Origin of the sequence: Pseudomonas wadenswilerensis (assembly GCF_024749185.1) — a bacterium.
Lineage (GTDB): Bacteria > Pseudomonadota > Gammaproteobacteria > Pseudomonadales > Pseudomonadaceae > Aquipseudomonas > Aquipseudomonas wadenswilerensis.
In genome coordinates this window covers 3,391,632-3,408,863 of record NZ_CP087191.1, presented here as the reverse complement: position 1 = coordinate 3,408,863, position 17,232 = coordinate 3,391,632, and the positions used below count along the sequence as shown (strand labels likewise).

The window sequence follows — 17,232 nt, the reverse complement described above, 5'->3', positions numbered from 1 at the left end:
TCGGAAAAGTCGAGAGTTCCGAAACTTAAGGCATGGAGTTCCGAAACTTCAGCCTTTCGAGGGCTTGGCGATGGCCCCGACGCGACGGTAAACGCGCTCGGTGATTCCCTCTTTCGAGTGGCCGAGCAGCACGCTCGCATCGCTCAGATCGTTGATCTCCGATGCCGCTTTCGGTCGGATGTCCCTGAACTGGAACTGGGCTATTCGATTGGCAAGGTCAGGCTTCTTCTCCAGCTCTGCTTTCACCCTCGCGGCCTCGCGTGCGTCCGCCCACCGGTTGCGCAACATTGGCCAGCTCATCCGCTTGCCGTGCTCGTTCACGATGAAGAACGGGGACAAGTGCTCGCTGGTTCGCCGCATGATGCGCTCTAGCAGCAGCCCCAGGCTGTTCTTCAAATCATCCGCTTCCAGGACGATCCTCAATCGCTTGCCGGTCTTGCCTTGGCTGACCAGCAGGTAGATTCCTTCCATGTCGTCCTTCCGCATGGACAGCACGTCTGACGGCCGCTGGCCGGTCAGGTACGCCAGATCCATCGCATCCTTCAGCTCGTCAGGAGTAGGTGGTCTGCTGCCTTCTCGAAGTCCTCCTCGCGGTAGTTGCCCTCGGCGAGACCGCCACGGCACACGCGCCACACGCTGCGCTTGGGCTGGGCCTCGGCCGCCTTGATCTTCTCGGCCATCTTGTCGCGGGCGTAGCGCATCTGGTCCAGGGTCAATGTCTCAACCCACTGGTCCGTGCTGACTCGCATGGTGTGGCCCTGGTGACAGGTTATTTCAGGCATGACTCATCCTCGCCCGCCTATCGGCAGGCTTGAGTTGTTGTGGGGTGGAGGGCCTCGACGGTGCCGAATGTGAGCTTTAATTAAGCTCACACTTGGAGGAGCACAAGATGGGTGACTGGTCTGATTATTTTGAAGACTTTCCTGAAGAAAACCCTGCAAACGAAGTACGACAGCCAGGGCCTCTTGAGCGTGTTAAGTCTAAGCACATAGACACTGTCCGAAAAAACAGTTTGAAAGAGTGTAAGGAGGTTCAGAAGCTGCTGGACGAAGTCTTTGCTCGCAAAAAGGATGGCTCTTGATCCGGCTTGGTATCGACCTCATCACCTCCAGGCAGTCGCCATGGTGAAGGCTGACCTCAGTCATGGCCTCGGTCCCTTCCAGATCAACCAGACCATGTAGAGCGGGGCGGCGATGGGTAGGAGGATCATGGCTCGATCCTCTTGAACTCGACGACCCAGACCCAGGGGTTGGCATCCCAGTCGCCGCCGGTAGAGTTCCACAGCTCGGCGAAGGCATCGAAAGCCGTGGTCACCGGGATGAATTCGTACATCGATCGGGCCAGGCCTTCTTTGCAGATCTGGCCGATGGTGATGTGCTGCAGCTGTTCTACGCGCACATCGGTGATTTCCAGCAGGATGCGGCTGGCCCAGCGCGGCATGTGAATGCTCGGACGCCAAGCGCCCTCGTACTGCAGGCTTTTGGTCTCCGGCTTCCAGTCGGCCTGATCAGGAATCTGCCACAGGCCATAATCCCCGACGCTGCAGCTTGCCCTGTAGATTCGTGCAGCCTGGCGCTCGTCGCCTTTCTGCACCTGGTCATTCCAGTCAATACAGACGCCATCCTCGTTGCCGAGCAGTGCGAAGGTCTCGCGCGCCCACAGACGATCACCGGGTAGGCCAAAAGGGCAAAGTTCGGCGTAATAGCTGGCGCTGTTCGGGTGGACCTGGCCATCGGCCGGCAGCTCGTGGCATTCGCCCAGCTGGACGCCGTAGCCGATTTCCTTGAGTGACTGGGCATTGAGGGCGCGCCGGGTAACTGTCTTCCGACCATCCAGCACGGCGCGGACCATCGGCCCGTTGAACAAGATCGGGCATTCCTTTGCTTCAGGCATGACTTCGTCCTTGCCGCTATGGCGGCTGACTTTAAAGGGGGGGGGTTAAGTATCGGCGCGCGAGTAATGCGCGCTGCGATTTGCTGTGTTTATATACAGCCTTATTGCTTGCAAGAGGTTCCCACCAATGCTCCACCACCTTTCAATTGGCGTGAAAGATCTAGACAAATCCGGGCGGTTTTACGATGCAGCATTGGAGGCGCTTGGGTTTCGTAGGGTCTTCGAGGATGAGACTGCTATTGGGTATGGCGTAGAGGACGGGAAAGATAAGTTTTGCTTAAAGCTTCGCCCGGATGCGGTAGCTCCAGGTCCTGGTTTCCATTTGGCGTTCTCTGCTCAATCAAGAGGTGCCGTCGGCTCGTTCCATCTAAGGGCTCTAATCGCTGGAGGTACTGATAACGGAGCCCCGGGTTTGCGCTCAGATTATGGCGCCCATTATTACGCAGCGTTCTTGATCGATCCCGACGGCTATCGAGTTGAGGCTGTAATTAATCGAGCCTCTACCGAAGCGTAGTGGAGCCTGGTGTTACGCCCCCATCCCAATCTTGGCGCCTGCTGCTTTAGCGGCTGACTTTGAAGGGAGAGGGGTTAAAATGGGGTGGAGTACAAATGTACTCCTTGGTCAGGATGGCTTCACCAGCTCGAACTGCTCAGCTATTTCGTCGCAGCAGCAATCCAGCACGTTGGTTTCGCCAACCGTCTCGCACCGGCATAGCTCGCCAACCAGCTTTTCAAACAGCACGTCATCCATTCGATCAGCCACCTCCTCACGTGTCACGGTGAGGAGGTGGCGCTCTTGGGTGTCAGGGTGCAAAAACTCGAAGGTCAGCGTTTCAGCAGCCCGCTGCCCATCCCCAAACGCCTTGGCACCCTGGTCGGCCATGTCACCAGCGCTGAAACCGTCGGAGGTTGGTGGGTGGCGGTAGAGCTTGTCACCGCACCGGAGCGGGCTTCCGTCTTTCCCGTAGATGAAGTCGATGAACAGGCCGTCGTCACTCTCGTCGACTATGGCCACCGGCTCGCCCTGGTGCTGGGCGGCTGGCTGGGCGAGAAGGGTGCGAAGCTTGCCACCGGCAATCATTGCAGCCTCAATGTCATAGCCGTCCGCTGCTCCCACGGCAAGCGCCAACCACTCACGCGGCACGCTGACCATCTGTTCGGTGTTGCTGGATCGGTTTTCTGTGGGCATGGGGATTCCTCGTGGGCAGCTATAATTCACGATTCATGGGGAGGTAATGGCTATGGCTACTTACTTGGTGACTGCTGCTAGATATAACGAAGACATACAGCTGGTAGCGCTTCAGGGGCAGGAAACGCACGGCTCGCCGGCTGCCTTGCCTGAAATATCCAGCAAGGTTCGTGATTTCTCTATTTCGGAAGTGCTGGAGTTGATAGAGGGTGGAGATAGCTTCCACCTGTTTTTTCGCTCGGAAGGAGCCCCTGCGGGCTCAATAGTTCCTGATGGCAAAGGATCCTTGGCCGAGGATCAGTGCATACCGGGTAGGCGGATTTCTGACCTTCCTCGATTTTGAAGGCGCGCGTGTCGGCGTTAATCATGCGGACTTCAGCAGCGCTTCAATCACCCGCTGTCCCGCCAGTGGAGGTACCGCGTTGCCCGCCATGTGCATGGTCAGCCTGTGATTGTCCGGGCGCAGGGTGCCAGCGGGGAAAGACTGCGCGGCCAGGGCCTCGTTGGCACTGAGCATACGCATGCGCTCGCCATCGACCAGGGCCCAGCGGTCAAGGGTGGTTATGGTGCCGATCGGCCGGTTGATGTCACGCCCGGTGGTGCCGGAGCCTTTGCCGTAGTAGGGCATGATGAACCGCTCACCGAAGCGTTCGCGGCCGTTGCGTACGCGATTCAGCGTAGCCTGGGCGCGTCCCGGTTTTTCAATGGGTGACCAGCGCCCGGCGTCGAAGTCGAGGAAACTGCTCGCCGGCACATGTCGTTCCTGCGGCAATTGCAGCATCAGCGGCGCCTTGCTGCGCGTCAGCACCATGAACAGACGTACCCGGTGCTGCGGCACGCCGAGGTCGGCACAGTTCGGTGAACTCTGGTACGTTCTCGATCACTGCGGCCGGCGGCCGGTGCACCTCCAGCGCCGACGCCGGGGCCCAGGCCGTCGAGCGTGAAGCATCGTGCTCAGGGTTGCCCGACTTCTTGCCCCGGGCCTTGGCGTGACCCTGGCAGCAGGGCGAGGCGAGCAGGATGTCATGAGCGGGCGCCTGCTCCCACCGCGCCTGGTGCAAGTCTTGGCAGACGTGCTGCGTGTCTGGGTGGTTGGCGCTGTGCCATTTCACGGCCTCAGGCCAGTGGTTTGCCGCCCATAGAACCTGGACGCCTGCGGTGCGCGCGCCGGTGCTCCATCCGCCGAAGCCGGCGAATAGGTCGATTGCTTTTGTCATGGGTGAATCCTTTACTTAGGCGACTTTCGCAATGTCGGGGGTGAAGTCAGTCCACCCGACCTTCGGCATCTTGGTTTTCTGGTTGATCACGGGCTCGCCCTTGGCGTCGGTGATCACCGCCTTGGCCCTGATACGCAGGTCTCGGCACTTGCCGGTCTTCCTCGCAAGCTCCATGAACTGCTGGGCGTACTGCGGTGCGTCGAACATCTGGCTTAACTGCTTCACCTTTTCGCCGGCGATGATCTTGGCCGCCTGTTGCTCAACGGCCAGATTCCACTCAGGCAGGGATAGCTCCAGGGGGGCGGCCAGCTTTACCGCTCGGCCTGGTCTTCCTGGCCTCGGCCAGCGCTACGTCGGCGGTCATGCCGAAGACTGCGAATGTGCTCATGGTGGTCTCCGGGCAGCCACCAGCCTCGCCGGGGTGGCGTGATTCGTTGAAGTGGGGTATTCACTCAGAAGCCGGCGGTGCATTAAGCGCACCTGTTCTAAATGAGCTGAATCCAGATTCTTAAGTGAGGGTGGCATGGCAGGGAAACAAAAGCAGGGCGCCTGCATTTTCTGCGGAGGAAGTAGGCTTTCCAAGCAACATGTCGTTCCGGATTGGCTAACACCATTTATGAATGGCGGGCCAGTTGAGCAGGCTAGAACACACTTGCAAGGTGTCTAGAGAATCCGGGGCGATTCAGAACAACCAAGAGAATCAGTCTTCAGAGCTGATCAGTCTCACTGATCTTGTTTTGTCCCAGGCCTTTTCTCGTGCTCTTGCGGATGCCATCTTGTCTCTTTAATAGCGATGCAGCCATGTGCCATCATGGTCAATCATCGAACGATATCGTGCCAGCCTTCGTCGGCCTTGTCGTGGCATGGATATTGAGCAAAGGAAAGCCCAACACATGATTGAAAACGATACCTTCAGTCGGGTCGGTACCAACCACCAGATTTCGGCCAACATCTACAACCTCATACTCGGTGCCGTGCTGCTGTGGGGTTTTGCGGTGAACTGGTATCTGGTCACCACGGTTCCGGCCGAGGTCATTCTGGCCATTCCCCCGATACTGTTCTACGTTGGCTACTTCGTCCTGGCGATGTCCGGCGTCGCTATCATCTTCCGCTCGCAGGAGCCGATGTACAGCTTCCTCGGCTACAACCTGATCGTGGTGCCGATCGGCCTGCTGCTTGTAGTGGTACTGCCCAGGTACTCGCATGAGCACATCGTTCAGGCTGTGCAGACCACCATCCTGCTCACTGCGGGGATGATGATACTGGGGACCGTGTTCCCGGCATTCTTCAAACGGATCGAGTCGTCACTGTTCATCGCCCTGGTGGTGTCGATCGTCGTCGAGCTGGGCCAGGCATTGTTGTTCGGCACTCATCTGGCGGTCATGGACTACATCGTCGCCGCGGTCTTCTGCGGCTACATCGGCGTGGACTGGGGACGCGCCAACCAGATCGAGCGCACCGTTGACAACGCGATCGACAGTGCCGCTGCGCTGTACCTGGACATCATCAACCTGTTCCTACGCATCCTGCGGATCATGTCCAAGAAGTAACGAACGCCAAGCATTAGGCTGACGGAAATCTTCGCCGCCCCAGCCCAGGGTAGTGGCTGTGGGGTGCCAGCCTCTGCCGGCGCCGGCGGCGTGGTTCATGGAGCCCCGCGAGGCGAACTTGACCCAGAGGCTGCTCGACGAATTGTCGCTGTCACCGGGGAAGGGACGAAGGGCTGATTGCCTTGCGGGCGTGCCAAGCCTATGTGCGAGAAATAACAAAATAGGGATAGATCCCGGCTTTAAGTCGCGCTCTTCCTTATCGTCGTCGTACAACTTGAGATGCCGTTTCCATCGCGTCAATGAGTTGCGCCATCGTACGACTACCATCCTCCTCATGCCGCATTCGAGCGATTCTCATTAAATCCCTAGCTTCCGTATATGCTTTTCGCCTTGATGCTGGCGATAGAAAAGTTAACACTGCCGCTACTATTCCAGACAGCATCGCTAGAGTGCTGGCTGTGGGTGTGCCGAGCTTTGTAGTGCTGGCTGCAAGGAAAGCTAGTACCCCTGCTGATACCCCGAGCGCGTAATGAGTAATCGACCAGACCAGTTCTTTTCGTTTAAAAAATTTCTGCTGCTTGATGTATTTTTCAGGTATTTCACGACCCATGACAGACTCCTTGTAGTCATGCCGCTCACAGGCTGTGAGCTAAAATACCCCAAGCTTAGTAAAGAAATTCGATTATGGTTGGATGCCGGATTTCAAGGTGCAGCGAAACTGTATGACACCCGATCTGCATGCGAGTGGAAGGTAGGGCAATGAAGAAGACTCTGGCTGGAGTTATCGAGGCCGGCGAGGCGCTGATTCAGCAGGCCATCGATGCGCAGCGGCGCTACCAAGCAGCCCAGGACGCCGGCCAGCCAGCAAAGGAAGTTGAACGCTTGCGGCAGGAGGCTGAGTCGCTGTACCAGGCTGTTACTGAGTACTAGCTGCGGTCGCTTGGTGGGCCTGCACGCTTGCTGCATTGAACACGACTCAACGGTAGGCTCTGTAACAATATTTCATGCAGCATCCTCCGGTTAGCTGTAAACCGGTCTGCGTATAATCTTGTATCCACCGTTACGGGCATATGTCCTTGCAGATTCCTTTCGAATTACCCAGCGCCATTGCCCAATTTATTGGCGGTAATCAACTTGTAGCCGACGAGGTGGGCGAGTCTCCCGCCAGCGTTTACGGCTTCACCCGAGGCAATGAACGTTTTTTCCTTAAAATCTGCCCAGCGATCTATACGCCCACGACCTACAGCGTCTTGCGTGAAGCTCGTGTGCTGCAATGGCTAGATGGCCGGCTGAACGTTCCCGAGGTTGCAGTCGTTTCCGAAAGCGATGCCGGGGAGTTCATGATCACGCGTTGTGTGCCTGGAGAACCGATACAAGCACGCTGCGATGATCAGGACGCAATGTTGGCGCTGTTGCGCGAAGCACTGCGGCAACTGCAGGCTGTGCCGATCACAAATTGCCCTTTTGACTCAAGTGCTTCGGTGCGCCTGAATGAACTGGGATATCTCATCTCCCGCGAGTTGTGTGCTGATGATGTCGACCTGGAGCAATGGCCGAATCTTGGCACACCCAGGAAATTGCTGGCCCACCTGCACGCCACGCGACCGGTCGAGGAGAGTGTGTTCAGTCATGGCGACCTATGTGACACCAATGTTTTCGTTGACGCCCATGACCAGTTACATTTTATCGATCTGGGGCGTGGCGGTATCGCGGATCGCTGGCTGGACATTGCGTTTGCTCATCGAAACTTGCGCGAAGATGTTTCGGACAATGCAGCAAACAACCTTCTTCGTGGGCTTGGCGAGCCTGACCAGTCTGCGAAGCGTGTATTTTTCGAGCAGTTGGATGAGCTATTCTAGGTTTTGAACGAAAACCCTTGAAGCGCCAATTAGGTTAGTTGCTTGCGTAACAGCGGCAACGCTGCCCGAGTGGCGACAGTTAACAGCGTGGGCAGCATCTCTAGAGAAAACCAGCCGATAGCTGAATGTTTCTCGGGCTCGACCAAATACGGATCGCCATCAAACCGCGAAACTTTATAAACGGGCGCTACCCAGTGAGTTTTTTTCTCTGAGTCAATTTGGTTGACTACGCAAAGGAGAGTCATATCGCGAAGCTGGATACCCAACTCCTCATCGATCTCTCTCACGACAGCGTGTTCAACCTCCTCGAGAAAATCTACTTTCCCCCCGGGTAAGCCCCAGCAACCTGCTTCCGGCTCCTTCAGGCGCTGGATTAATAGAATGCGGCCATCGCGGACTATCGCAGCGCCGCAGCCTAGTCGAGGCAGTTCAAACATCATATATCCTCCCTATTTAATCCGTTTTTCATTCGCGGGGTATCTGAGCACGGCGTTTAGCAGCGTGTCTACATCTCACTCAACTGTTGACCCAATGGTTGGCTGCCTGCCTGAGCCATGCTAGGTGACTTGGCTGAGCGCTTACCCAGTGCGAAGCTGCCCTCTTCAATGATCACGGTTCGGTCTATCAATGCTGTTTGGATGTGCAGTAATCGAGGCAAGGTAATTCTGACCAGCTAAGGGTGACGGGTTACAGGGGAAGAGGGGATTGTGTTCGGTCGGCAGGACGCCGGAGGAGGGGAAAAAATCAGTTCCAAAACTGAACGTGGGCACCCTTGTAGAATGCGGCTTTCACGGGCGTTGAAAACTGAAAGTTTTGGAACTAAAAATCCGTCTACGCCGGTTCGATTCCGACCTCGGCCTCCATTATTGAAAGCCCCGCAGATTAACGTCTGCGGGGTTTTTCTTTGTGGGTCGGAAAAGCCGATCATTTCCGCATAATCAGGCGCCGTTTCCGCATCAGCGTATTACTTGGTCGGGCTGACCACCTCGCCAACGCGACGTCCTCGATCTTTGAGGCCGCCTTCGGCCTGATAACGCGAGACTGGAACTGCCGTACTTTGACAGCCAGGTCCGCATTGCCGTCGGCAGTTAGCTTCCGCGCCACCTTGTCCCGCGCCTCGCTAAACCGAGACGTCCGCCGACTGCCGATGCCAGCGCAGGTACCGGCAGCAATATTGATTGGCGATGCCAATGGGCCTGGCTTGATGAGTTACGAAGGCGATTGACTGGGCCTTGGGAAAGATTTTTTTAACAATACTTAGCAATGTTCATAAAGTTATCAAGTGGTCGCTCTTGCTAAGGTGCGCTCCCATTCGCCGTACTTCGAGCTCTTCATGAAAACCACCCCCCTGCTTCGTCTGCTCTGCCTGGTCGGTTGCCTGGTAGGCGCCCATGCGCAGGCCACCAGCTTCGTGATGACCACGGACCTCAGCGTAAGCCTGAGTATGAGTGCCAGCAAAGGTACCAGCAGTTCGTTCAAGGACGACAAAATCGTTCTGGCCGCCAAGGAGGACGCCGCCGCCTTCGTCGCCAGCGATGGAGACATTCGAGGCGTTCGCCTTGAAGCAGCATTTGTCAGGATTCGCGAGGTGCTTGATGTCTCCCGCATATCGGACCAGCAACTTGCGTGCACCATCTTAACGCTCTGACCTGATCTGGCCGGGGGTGATTGTTGTTCGTGGTTGAAGGGTGCCAAATAGCAATTTTCGAGCACCTTACTAACACCGCTCTACATCCAGGGACGATGACGCCAATTAACGATCTAACCAAGCTCAGGGGCATCGACGTCCAGCAGTGTAACTGACGCAATTTGGAAAAATGTATGCAGCCCAGCATTGACTTACTCAACCCTGAACTTATAAATATTCGGCGTTTGTTTGCGACCCCTTTGGCCAGTATTCACTACCCTGACGCAGAAAGTCTCAATGTCGAGCTGAAAAACCTAATCAGCCGCCGTATGGCGGAAAATCGAAACGGTGTTAAGCATAGCAATGAAGGCGGTTGGCAGTCGGCAAGCGACTTCACTGAATGGGGTGGGGAAGCCTGTGATGCGTTAGTGCGATTTGCTAGAGCGTTTGCCGTTCAATTGACAGCGGTCCATAGTGAGAAGTTCGGATTTATTGAACCCCGCTTCGAATGGACGATTAATGCATGGGTGAATGTTACTGAGGCTGGCGACAGTAATGCTCTTCATGGGCATCCTGGTGCATTTTGGTCAGGCGTTTACTGGGTCGACAACGGCGGCCGAGAGGAAGATCCGGCTGTTGGCGGTGATATAGAGTTTATGGACCCGCGCGGCATGATCGCCTCGACATACAATCCGGCACTACGGATGAGAGTTGAAGACTGTCTTACTGCAGGGTTTAGTAGTGCGTGTGTTGCAGAAAGTGGAAAATTCATTATGTTTCCATCGTGGCTTATGCATTCTGTACAACGCTTTGAAGGCACCAGGCCACGCATATCCATAGCCTTTAATTTTGGACTTTAAAGACTTTCTGGTCAATTGAGCAACGGTGAATGACATAGCGATCCAGAAATAGCTGCGTTGGGTTGAAGCGGCCATCGATGCGCAGCGCCGATACCACGCTGCCCAGGATTCAGGTCAGTCTGCCCAGGAAGTCGAGCGCCTGCGCCTAAGCGTTGCAGCCTAATCAATCAAAGTATCAATAAAGCCACCAAGTGTGGAAGTTTCAATCATGATGTTTATAAAAACATCGTCTTCCAGGCGAATGACCCACATCAGTCTGACGTTATAAGGCTGATGGTACAGCAAGGAATTCGCCATCGGTCGCATTGGATATAGAGCAATGCATCTCATCGGCTGCCGGGGGAGCAAAGTGGTTGGTAAACAGCTGCGTATCTGAAGCAAGTTCATAGCGCGCTGCGTACCTGGCTGTATGGCATTACGCCAGCCGTCAATTGGCTAAATCTTGATTTGCGTCATTATTGAGCCTTTGTTAAGGCACATAATTGAGTGTTTAGTGGGTGGTTTACTTGGCCAGAATGGCAGGTTGAAAATTTTGTTAGCGGCCTTGATTTACTGTTTTTTTGTGCTAGAAATAGAGGCGGCCAGTGGTTGCTTACAGGGATGAGTAAGCCTCTACTCATGCGCAGCCATTGCAATGGATGAATACTTCAAACAAGGACGTTATATGAAGATAGTTGGGCTGTCTGGGTCGCTTCCGTCACGCGTCGTCACCAATCAGGACGTTATCAACCTGGTCGAGGAGCACTCAAGAAATACGTTTCAGGATGACTTGCCAAAAACATTGAAGACCATCGGCAAGCTGCTTGAGAAAAGTGGCAGCGAAACACGGCATTGGCTGGCGGCCAACGAGAAGCCGATGGAGCTGATGGAAGCAGCATTCAATTCGGCGCTCGCGCAAGCTGATATCAACAAGGCAGACCTGGATTTATTGATTTATCCGAACGTAACGCGAGGGTTCATCGAGCCTGCCAACAGTACCTTCATTGCCAAGGCGCTGGGCCTGAACTGCAGAAATTTTGATGTTGTCGACGCCTGCAACGGTTGGGTGACGGCCATGGATGTGATCAATAGCAAAATGGAAGCGGGGGAGATCCGCTACGCAGCCATCGTTAACATGGAATTTGGCATGTCGGATGGCGGGCCGGTCATGCCAAAGAACTTTTCTTTGCAGTCACCGGCAGAACTGGCTTACAAGTTCCCCAGTTTTACCATCGGTGAAGCGGCCACCGTCACCATCCTCAGTAATGAAGCCCCGGGGAATTTTAAATTTTCGTACATCAACAGGCCTGACCTGAGCGACTTGTCGACTATTTCCCTGCCGGACTGGAAGCTGTTTTGCAATGAGGAGGATATTGCGCGTATCGCACCAACCGGTGGGCAGTATCTGTTCAACTCCTACGCAGCAGCCTTGCATGAAGATGGTCGAAATGAAGCGATAAAAGTGTTCAATCTGCAAAACGTCTCGGCTGCGGATGTCCATAAAGTATTCATTCATACCGGCTCGCCAAAAATGTGGGAGCACATTGGCCAGTTGATTGGTATTGATAGCAAGCTGCATCACGTTGGACATAAAACAGGTAATATTATTACTGCGTCGATCCCCTTTGGTATTTTTGATGCGGTTAGCCGAGGGGAGGCCGAGAAAGGGCAGTTCTGCATGGGCTGGGCAGGAAGTGGCGGAATGGTGTTTTCTGCGCTGTCATTTACCTTGTAGGGTGCTATTGCAAAGGGCATTGCGGGGGCGATTTTCTAGCTGAAAGTCGTCGTTCCGAAATCCGCTGTTGAGCTTCCTCAGCAAGCACCTATCAACTTGCCGCATCCGTGCGGCAAGTTGAGCATCCAGGCGAAACCCGTCTACGCCGGTTCGATTGCGTACCGCTTGGGCAAGCTGATTACGTACAACACTTGTTCGCCAACCTGCGGCAGTAACCGCCGCTACTCGAAACGTGCCTTTTGAATATCTCCGTGCTCGTTCTGCAGGTAGATGGAGTAGGGCAACACTACGGTATCTGCTACGCCAGACAGGGCCAGGTCGAAAAGTATCAACGGCGCGGCAGGGTACCCATCAAAGCCGACAGAACGGCGGGGCGCTGCGTCCAGTGTGCAGTAATTCAATGCCGCACCGCTGTAGATTCGTGGAATTGAATCGCAATTGGAGTGCCAACGGGCAAGCTTGTTGCTGGAGATCATGTCATCCCTGAAGACCGTGTTGATCGTCCCGCAACCGGTTAACGAGATCGAGATCAGTAGAGTGCTGAAGAATTTCATGTGGCGCGTCCGTGCTGAAGTTGGCGGTGATTATTACCGAAATTCAAAATGCCAGGGGTCATGCACGCCCATTTCACCGTTCACATTCCGCATTATTCCCTGTAGGTGATGCCCCCGTGGCGTCGTCCCGCTTCCCCGCGTGCCGAGGTTTTTCCTGGTGGCGCCCGGTCCAGCGGCCGGCGGCGTTGGTGTTGTGGTCGATTCGACGGGCGAAACTGAAGAGATTCAACACGCCTTACGGGCGACGAAATATTGTTTAAATTGGTATATGGAACCTGTATTTTGACGGTGCGTCCCACTTCATTTTAAGTCAGGCGTGTCCGCAAAACTTTGCCCGGTAGGCATCTGCCGGAGCGCTGGCGATCTGCTCGGTCAATACAGACAAGGAGGTTTGTAATGCTTGCGAAGTTGCTGGTAACGATCGGCATCGTCTTTTACGCCGTTGTGGTTCCTCTTCTTGAGGTCAACCAGACTCACGTTTTCAACCCGGCGTGGGAGCCTCACGCGCGGCTACATGAAACCTGGCAACTGTTTACCAACACCGCAATTGGCGTTTATAGCGTCTGGCTGGTGTGGATCAAAGACCATCTCAAACTTGCGAGCCTGCTCACCCTGTTCGTCACCGGTGGCTTCTTGATCGCGTACTGGTTGCGCGATGGTTACGGTGGATCGATGGTGCTCAGCGACGGTTCAGAGAAGATGATCCTGGGGATCAATCTCGGCCTGTTTGCCTACACGCTGGCCATTGTGCTGGCGGTGCTGGCCGTTGTCCTCGAACAACGCAGGGGCGCGCGGGGCTAGTGGCTGTTTGTCGTTGTGCTGGTAACGAAGGGTTGCAGGGCTTTCAACGACAAACGGTATTACGAAGCATTCTCAAAACTATCGTTCTCCTGTAATCTCGCCGCCGCTCAGGTGGCGACCCGGTCGCGCACCTGTTTTCAGTGCACGTGGGGGCGGGAATGGAGACGAAGAAAGGGATGGCGGCGATTCTGGAGTGGAGGGCCCGCTTCCTGGATGAAGGTACTTTGCAGGAGGCTGATTACGACCAGGCTCTGGTGGCAGCGCAGCAGCTCGAGCAGTCCGGTCTGGTCAGCCCGGGGGAGTGGGTGGCTATGGTCCGTCAAGCGAATGCGGCGTTGCTGGGCCAGCGGTAGAATCAGGTTTGGTTCACATCCAGGCAGGAGGCCGAATGAGCGCAACACAAGAGCTGACCCTTGTCCGTCAGGCCACGCCCGACGACCTGAGCGCAATGCTCGCATTCGATACCTACGCCAGTACTAACCCTGGGCGTGGGCATTTTCTTGAAGAGTCCGTCGGCAAGCACCAGTGCCTGGTTGCGCTTTGTTCAGGGGCTGTGATCGGCTATGTGGTGCTGACCTACCATTTTTTTGATTACGGTTTCGTTGCCCTGGTGGTGGTTGCCCCTGCTCATCGGCGCCAGGGTGTAGCTTTTCAGCTTCTTGCCGCAGCCGAAGCGGCGTGCAAGACAGCAAAGCTGTTCATCTCGACCAACCAGTCCAACCTGCCGTCGCGCAGGCTCATTCTGAAAGCCGGTTTTGTGCCCAGTGGCGTCATCGAAAACCTCGATGAGCAGGACCCGGAGCTGGTCTACTTCAAACGCATTCGCGGTTGACCTGCGGCCAGGGAACTTGAGTTTGTCTATTCGGTCTGAGCTGACTTTCAAGGCTCTCTTTTTATGGACAACAGTGCAGCACGAAGTGTGCTCGACGCGCTCCCCACCCTCATTCTCGGGCTCGCCCTGGCGCTGGTCGGCTGGCTGGTGTTCAGCGTGGTGATCGTCGAACTCACAGACGCCATTACCGATGATTCCAGTGCCTACACCAGCGATGTGCAGGAGTGCTCGTCAGAGCCCGTCCAGATCTTGTTCGGCCAGGAGGTGGGCAAGGAAGTACTGCTGATTGCCAAGATGTTATCGGGTGTCAGTTCGGTGCGTGTGTTGTCGGCGCCCGGTCGCGACCTGAGTTACGTACCCGATCGGCTGAATCTTGAGGTGAATGGACAGCGCCGGATTTTTGCAGCCTTCTGCGGTTAGCGCGAGCCGATGCAGGGCTTAGGTGACTCACCGGTTATAGCAGCGTCTATGTATCGACAGCTCAATAGCGATAAGGACATTGCGTGGTACGTAAACTCATCTTGATGGTCGCCCTTTCACAACTGAACGGCTGCGCCTGGCTGGCCGCCGTCGGCAATCGCGACCGTTCATACGATTGCTATGGCGGGCTGGAAACCGAGTACCAGCTCGCGCAATTCATCGGGCCATTCGTGCTTGTCGACCTGCCTTTCACGCTTGTGGCGGATACCGCTTCCCTGCCTTTTTGCTGGCTCTGAAAGGTAACATTTCCCCTCCCAGTCAAGTGAAGGCCTCAGGCTCATGGCGCTGTGGGGCTTTTTTGCATGCTTGCCTAGGTGAGCACGTCCCGGTGGTCTATGTTAAACGCCAGGCGCTGTTGGACAGTCTGGAGGTGGTTTATCACAGTGGTGGGAGTTTTATGGAACAGGGACCTGTATGCACCCATCCGATGACCTGAACGGGGACGAAGCCGCAGAATCGTTCTCGCCACGCGAAGGGCGTTCGGCGCCACTGTTCCGCCTGATCCTGAGTTTCATGCTGGTGGTCGTGCTGCTGTTCGTCGGCATTGAAGGCTGGCGGATCTGGCGCGACTACCGGCACGCCTTTGCCAGCGCCCATGACTCGGTGACCAACCTTGCCAGCGCCACCGCCCAGCATGCCGAAGATGCTATCCGCCAGGTCGATGTGGTGACCGCGATGCTTGGCGAGCGGCTTGAAGGTGACGGCTTTGCGCGGATGAATATTCCGCGGCTGCACAGGCTGCTCAAGCAGCAGGCGGCGTTGATGCCACAGTTGCACGGGTTGTTTGTGTATGGCTCGGACGGTCACTGGATCGTCACCGACAAGAGCGAAACGCCGACCAATGCCAATAACGCCGACCGCGATTATTTCGAGTATCACCGCACCCATGTGGACCGTGGCGTATACATCGGCGCCGTGGTGAAAAGCCGCTCTACCGGCGAGTTGATCATTCCCGTTTCCAGGCGCCTCGATAACCCCGACGGGTCTTTTTTCGGGGTGCTGCTGGGCACCGTCAAGGTCGATTATTTCGTCGAGTTCTACGGTGCGTTCAAGATCGATGACCGTGGCGCGCTGGTGCTGGCCAAACGGGACGGCACCATCCTGCTCCGCCGGCCTTTTGTCGAGCGGGTGATTGGCGGCAGCCTGGCCGGCAGCGAGATCTTCCAGGAGTACCTGCCGCACTCATCCGAGGGCGTGGTCGAAACCACCGCAGTGGTCGACGGTACCCAGCGGTTGTACGCCTACAAGGCCCTGGACGCCTATCCATTGGTGGTCGAAGCCGGGCTCTCCCGGGCCTCGATCATTGGCCCCTGGCGTGATGATCTGATCAAGACCGCCATGGTCTTGCTGTTGTTGCTGGTGGGCTTGAGCGGTTTCGGCGCCCTGGTGCTCAGGCAACTGCGCGAGCGAATCGTGATGGAGACCGCGCTGCGGCGTGCACACCAGACGGTCCGTGACCTGGCGTTGAGCGACAGCCTGACGGGCCTGGGTAACCGCCGGCGGCTGGACACTGCCCTGGCTGAGGAAATTCGTCGGGCCAGGCGTCAGGGGTATCCGTTGGCGCTGGTGATGATGGATCTGGACTACTTCAAGCGGTACAACGACAACTATGGACATCCCGCCGGGGATGACTGCCTGCGCGCCGTGGGCACTGCCATTCAGGGCAGCCTCAAGCGTCCCGGCGACCTGGCCGTGCGCTACGGTGGCGAAGAGTTCACCCTGCTGCTGCCCAACACCGATGCGGCGGGGGCCAGCAGGATTGTCGAGGACATTCTCGAGGCGATCCGCCAGTTGCACATCGAGCATGTGAAAAGCCCCTCGGGCAGGGTGACCGCCAGTGCCGGCATTGCCCTCGGCTACCCGGGCAAGGAGGCGGTTGGCGCAGACATGCTGATGGGCGCGGCCGACTCGGCGCTGTACCTGGCCAAGGACAAGGGCCGCAACGGTTGGTGCCTGGTTGACGGCCTGGGCGAAGGGCGGGCGAGCTCCAAGCTCTAGCCATTCGTCGCTCGAACGGCACGCTGCCCACAGCGTACCGCTCGAATGAATACGGCCCAGACCTCCTGTGCCTTGCAACCGAGGTGCTTATGCCTAATGTCTCGATGCAAATACCCCCACGGCCCGAATCTGAGCCTGACGAAGAATACGATCCCTTGACCCGGCCTCAGGTTATTCCGCAGGAGCGCCCAGGCGATTGGCAAGAGGGCGACAATGAGGAACAGTATCCCGACGACAAGGATATGCCGTTGCCCAACGACTAGGCAGTCGGCTGCCTGGAGCGCGTTGATGGGGCCGTGCGTGATAAAACGCCAACGCATGGGTAAGATGCCCGCCTCGTAAATGCAAAGGACTGATCATGGACGACCCTTCTCTGGCGCAACGCTTGTTTGCATTGGCCGCGATCATTGTCGCGGCAATAGGTGGCGGCATTTTCGTGTTTTTTCTGTTAGCCCCTGGAGGTCCTTTTCCCAGCCTTGGACGCGCGCTGGCAATATTTACCCTGGGTGTAACCAATGGTTTGTGCCTGCCGCTGGTCGGCACTTATTGGGTGCTCGCCGGGAAGCCGGCAGGTGCCGGTACGCTATTGATTTTGCAGGCGATAGGGCTGATCGCCTTTATTGGATGGTATCTTTCGCTGATGTGAAGTTGTGCCTGC

At 56.3% G+C, this 17,232-nt stretch carries 22 protein-coding genes and 3 pseudogenes; 16 read left to right on the top strand and 9 right to left on the bottom strand.

Annotation, left to right across the window (positions count from 1 at the left end; genetic code table 11):
• Window positions 1–48: 48 nt before the first annotated feature.
• Window positions 49–555, bottom strand: a pseudogene (locus LOY45_RS15590) (tyrosine-type recombinase/integrase); the annotation flags it as partial.
• A complete protein-coding gene (locus LOY45_RS15585) occupies window positions 543–782 on the bottom strand; it encodes a hypothetical protein (RefSeq protein ID WP_233674595.1) in 240 nt (79 codons plus the stop codon). The gene LOY45_RS15585 and the pseudogene LOY45_RS15590, both read right to left, overlap by 13 nt.
• A 107-nt stretch (window positions 783–889) precedes the next feature.
• On the opposite strand from LOY45_RS15585, the gene LOY45_RS15580 reads away from it, so the two are divergent.
• Complete coding sequence (locus tag LOY45_RS15580; protein ID WP_134062076.1) at window positions 890–1,081, top strand: hypothetical protein; 192 nt, start codon at window positions 890–892, stop codon at window positions 1,079–1,081.
• A 125-nt stretch (window positions 1,082–1,206) separates the two neighbouring features.
• Here the strand turns inward: LOY45_RS15580 and LOY45_RS15575 are convergent, their stop codons facing one another.
• The gene (locus LOY45_RS15575) at window positions 1,207–1,893 is read right to left on the bottom strand and encodes a morphogenetic protein (protein WP_258577963.1); all 687 of its coding nucleotides are present in this window, start codon (window positions 1,891–1,893) and stop codon (window positions 1,207–1,209) included.
• Between the two features lie 127 nt (window positions 1,894–2,020).
• Here LOY45_RS15575 and LOY45_RS27020 point away from each other — a divergent pair, with 127 nt between their 5' ends.
• Window positions 2,021–2,407 carry a VOC family protein gene (locus LOY45_RS27020; protein ID WP_420832693.1) on the top strand — a complete coding sequence of 129 codons (387 nt, stop codon included), beginning with the start codon at window positions 2,021–2,023 and terminating at the stop codon, window positions 2,405–2,407.
• A 108-nt stretch (window positions 2,408–2,515) separates the two neighbouring features.
• Here LOY45_RS27020 and LOY45_RS15570 read toward each other — a convergent pair whose 3' ends face one another.
• From LOY45_RS15570 to LOY45_RS15560, 3 genes and pseudogenes are all read right to left on the bottom strand, one after another.
• The gene (locus tag LOY45_RS15570) at window positions 2,516–3,082 is read right to left on the bottom strand and encodes a hypothetical protein (protein WP_258577962.1); all 567 of its coding nucleotides are present in this window, start codon (window positions 3,080–3,082) and stop codon (window positions 2,516–2,518) included.
• Window positions 3,083–3,446: 364 nt separating this feature from the next.
• A pseudogene (locus LOY45_RS15565) lies at window positions 3,447–4,299 on the bottom strand (DNA cytosine methyltransferase).
• 15 nt (window positions 4,300–4,314) lie between these two features.
• Window positions 4,315–4,506 carry a hypothetical protein gene (locus LOY45_RS15560; protein ID WP_233674593.1) on the bottom strand — a complete coding sequence of 64 codons (192 nt, stop codon included), beginning with the start codon at window positions 4,504–4,506 and terminating at the stop codon, window positions 4,315–4,317.
• A 686-nt stretch (window positions 4,507–5,192) separates the two neighbouring features.
• Here LOY45_RS15560 and LOY45_RS15555 point away from each other — a divergent pair.
• Window positions 5,193–5,849: a Bax inhibitor-1 family protein gene (locus LOY45_RS15555; protein ID WP_134062837.1), complete on the top strand. Its 657-nt coding sequence runs from the start codon at window positions 5,193–5,195 to the stop codon at window positions 5,847–5,849.
• Window positions 5,850–5,879: 30 nt separating this feature from the next.
• Window positions 5,880–6,073, top strand: a pseudogene (locus LOY45_RS15550) (lysis system spanin subunit); the annotation flags it as partial.
• A gap of 32 nt (window positions 6,074–6,105) precedes the next feature.
• Here the strand turns inward: LOY45_RS15550 and LOY45_RS15545 are convergent.
• Complete coding sequence (locus LOY45_RS15545; RefSeq protein WP_134062835.1) at window positions 6,106–6,459, bottom strand: hypothetical protein; 354 nt, start codon at window positions 6,457–6,459, stop codon at window positions 6,106–6,108.
• 149 nt (window positions 6,460–6,608) lie between these two features.
• Between LOY45_RS15545 and LOY45_RS15540 the strand changes: the two genes are divergently transcribed.
• The gene (locus LOY45_RS15540) at window positions 6,609–6,779 is read left to right on the top strand and encodes a hypothetical protein (RefSeq protein WP_258577961.1); all 171 of its coding nucleotides are present in this window, start codon (window positions 6,609–6,611) and stop codon (window positions 6,777–6,779) included.
• 140 nt (window positions 6,780–6,919) lie between these two features.
• Window positions 6,920–7,708 (top strand): APH(3') family aminoglycoside O-phosphotransferase, encoded by a 789-nt coding sequence (locus tag LOY45_RS15535; protein ID WP_258577960.1) that lies wholly within the window; start codon window positions 6,920–6,922, stop codon window positions 7,706–7,708.
• 29 nt (window positions 7,709–7,737) lie between these two features.
• Here LOY45_RS15535 and LOY45_RS15530 read toward each other — a convergent pair whose 3' ends face one another.
• A complete protein-coding gene (locus tag LOY45_RS15530; protein WP_258577959.1) occupies window positions 7,738–8,148 on the bottom strand; it encodes an NUDIX hydrolase in 411 nt (136 codons plus the stop codon).
• 893 nt (window positions 8,149–9,041) lie between these two features.
• Here LOY45_RS15530 and LOY45_RS15525 point away from each other — a divergent pair.
• The 3 genes from LOY45_RS15525 (at window position 9,042) to LOY45_RS15515 (ending at window position 11,909) form a co-directional block, all read left to right on the top strand.
• Window positions 9,042–9,356 carry a DUF2388 domain-containing protein gene (locus LOY45_RS15525; protein ID WP_134062831.1) on the top strand — a complete coding sequence of 105 codons (315 nt, stop codon included), beginning with the start codon at window positions 9,042–9,044 and terminating at the stop codon, window positions 9,354–9,356.
• A 173-nt stretch (window positions 9,357–9,529) separates the two neighbouring features.
• The gene (locus tag LOY45_RS15520) at window positions 9,530–10,195 is read left to right on the top strand and encodes a 2OG-Fe(II) oxygenase family protein (RefSeq protein WP_258577958.1); all 666 of its coding nucleotides are present in this window, start codon (window positions 9,530–9,532) and stop codon (window positions 10,193–10,195) included.
• A 634-nt stretch (window positions 10,196–10,829) separates the two neighbouring features.
• Window positions 10,830–11,909, top strand: a complete 1,080-nt coding sequence (locus LOY45_RS15515; RefSeq protein ID WP_258577957.1) for a 3-oxoacyl-[acyl-carrier-protein] synthase III C-terminal domain-containing protein — start codon at window positions 10,830–10,832, stop codon at window positions 11,907–11,909.
• A 221-nt stretch (window positions 11,910–12,130) separates the two neighbouring features.
• Here the strand turns inward: LOY45_RS15515 and LOY45_RS15510 are convergent, their stop codons facing one another.
• Complete coding sequence (locus LOY45_RS15510; RefSeq protein WP_115087011.1) at window positions 12,131–12,463, bottom strand: YceK/YidQ family lipoprotein; 333 nt, start codon at window positions 12,461–12,463, stop codon at window positions 12,131–12,133.
• A 396-nt stretch (window positions 12,464–12,859) separates the two neighbouring features.
• Here LOY45_RS15510 and LOY45_RS15505 point away from each other — a divergent pair, with 396 nt between their 5' ends.
• From LOY45_RS15505 to LOY45_RS15475, 7 genes are all read left to right on the top strand, one after another.
• Entirely contained in the window at window positions 12,860–13,264 is a 405-nt protein-coding gene (locus LOY45_RS15505) for a hypothetical protein (protein ID WP_233674588.1), read from the top strand.
• A gap of 158 nt (window positions 13,265–13,422) precedes the next feature.
• Window positions 13,423–13,617: a hypothetical protein gene (locus LOY45_RS15500; RefSeq protein ID WP_115087131.1), complete on the top strand. Its 195-nt coding sequence runs from the start codon at window positions 13,423–13,425 to the stop codon at window positions 13,615–13,617.
• Window positions 13,618–13,652: 35 nt separating this feature from the next.
• The gene (locus tag LOY45_RS15495; protein ID WP_233674587.1) at window positions 13,653–14,096 is read left to right on the top strand and encodes a GNAT family N-acetyltransferase; all 444 of its coding nucleotides are present in this window, start codon (window positions 13,653–13,655) and stop codon (window positions 14,094–14,096) included.
• Between the two features lie 63 nt (window positions 14,097–14,159).
• Window positions 14,160–14,516 (top strand): I78 family peptidase inhibitor, encoded by a 357-nt coding sequence (locus LOY45_RS15490; protein ID WP_115087007.1) that lies wholly within the window; start codon window positions 14,160–14,162, stop codon window positions 14,514–14,516.
• An 83-nt stretch (window positions 14,517–14,599) separates the two neighbouring features.
• The gene (locus LOY45_RS15485; RefSeq protein WP_115087006.1) at window positions 14,600–14,812 is read left to right on the top strand and encodes a YceK/YidQ family lipoprotein; all 213 of its coding nucleotides are present in this window, start codon (window positions 14,600–14,602) and stop codon (window positions 14,810–14,812) included.
• A gap of 178 nt (window positions 14,813–14,990) precedes the next feature.
• Window positions 14,991–16,574, top strand: coding sequence for a sensor domain-containing diguanylate cyclase (locus LOY45_RS15480; protein ID WP_115087005.1), 1,584 nt, complete (start codon window positions 14,991–14,993; stop codon window positions 16,572–16,574).
• A 358-nt stretch (window positions 16,575–16,932) separates the two neighbouring features.
• Window positions 16,933–17,220, top strand: coding sequence for a hypothetical protein (locus LOY45_RS15475; RefSeq protein ID WP_115087003.1), 288 nt, complete (start codon window positions 16,933–16,935; stop codon window positions 17,218–17,220).
• Window positions 17,221–17,232 lie beyond the last annotated feature (12 nt).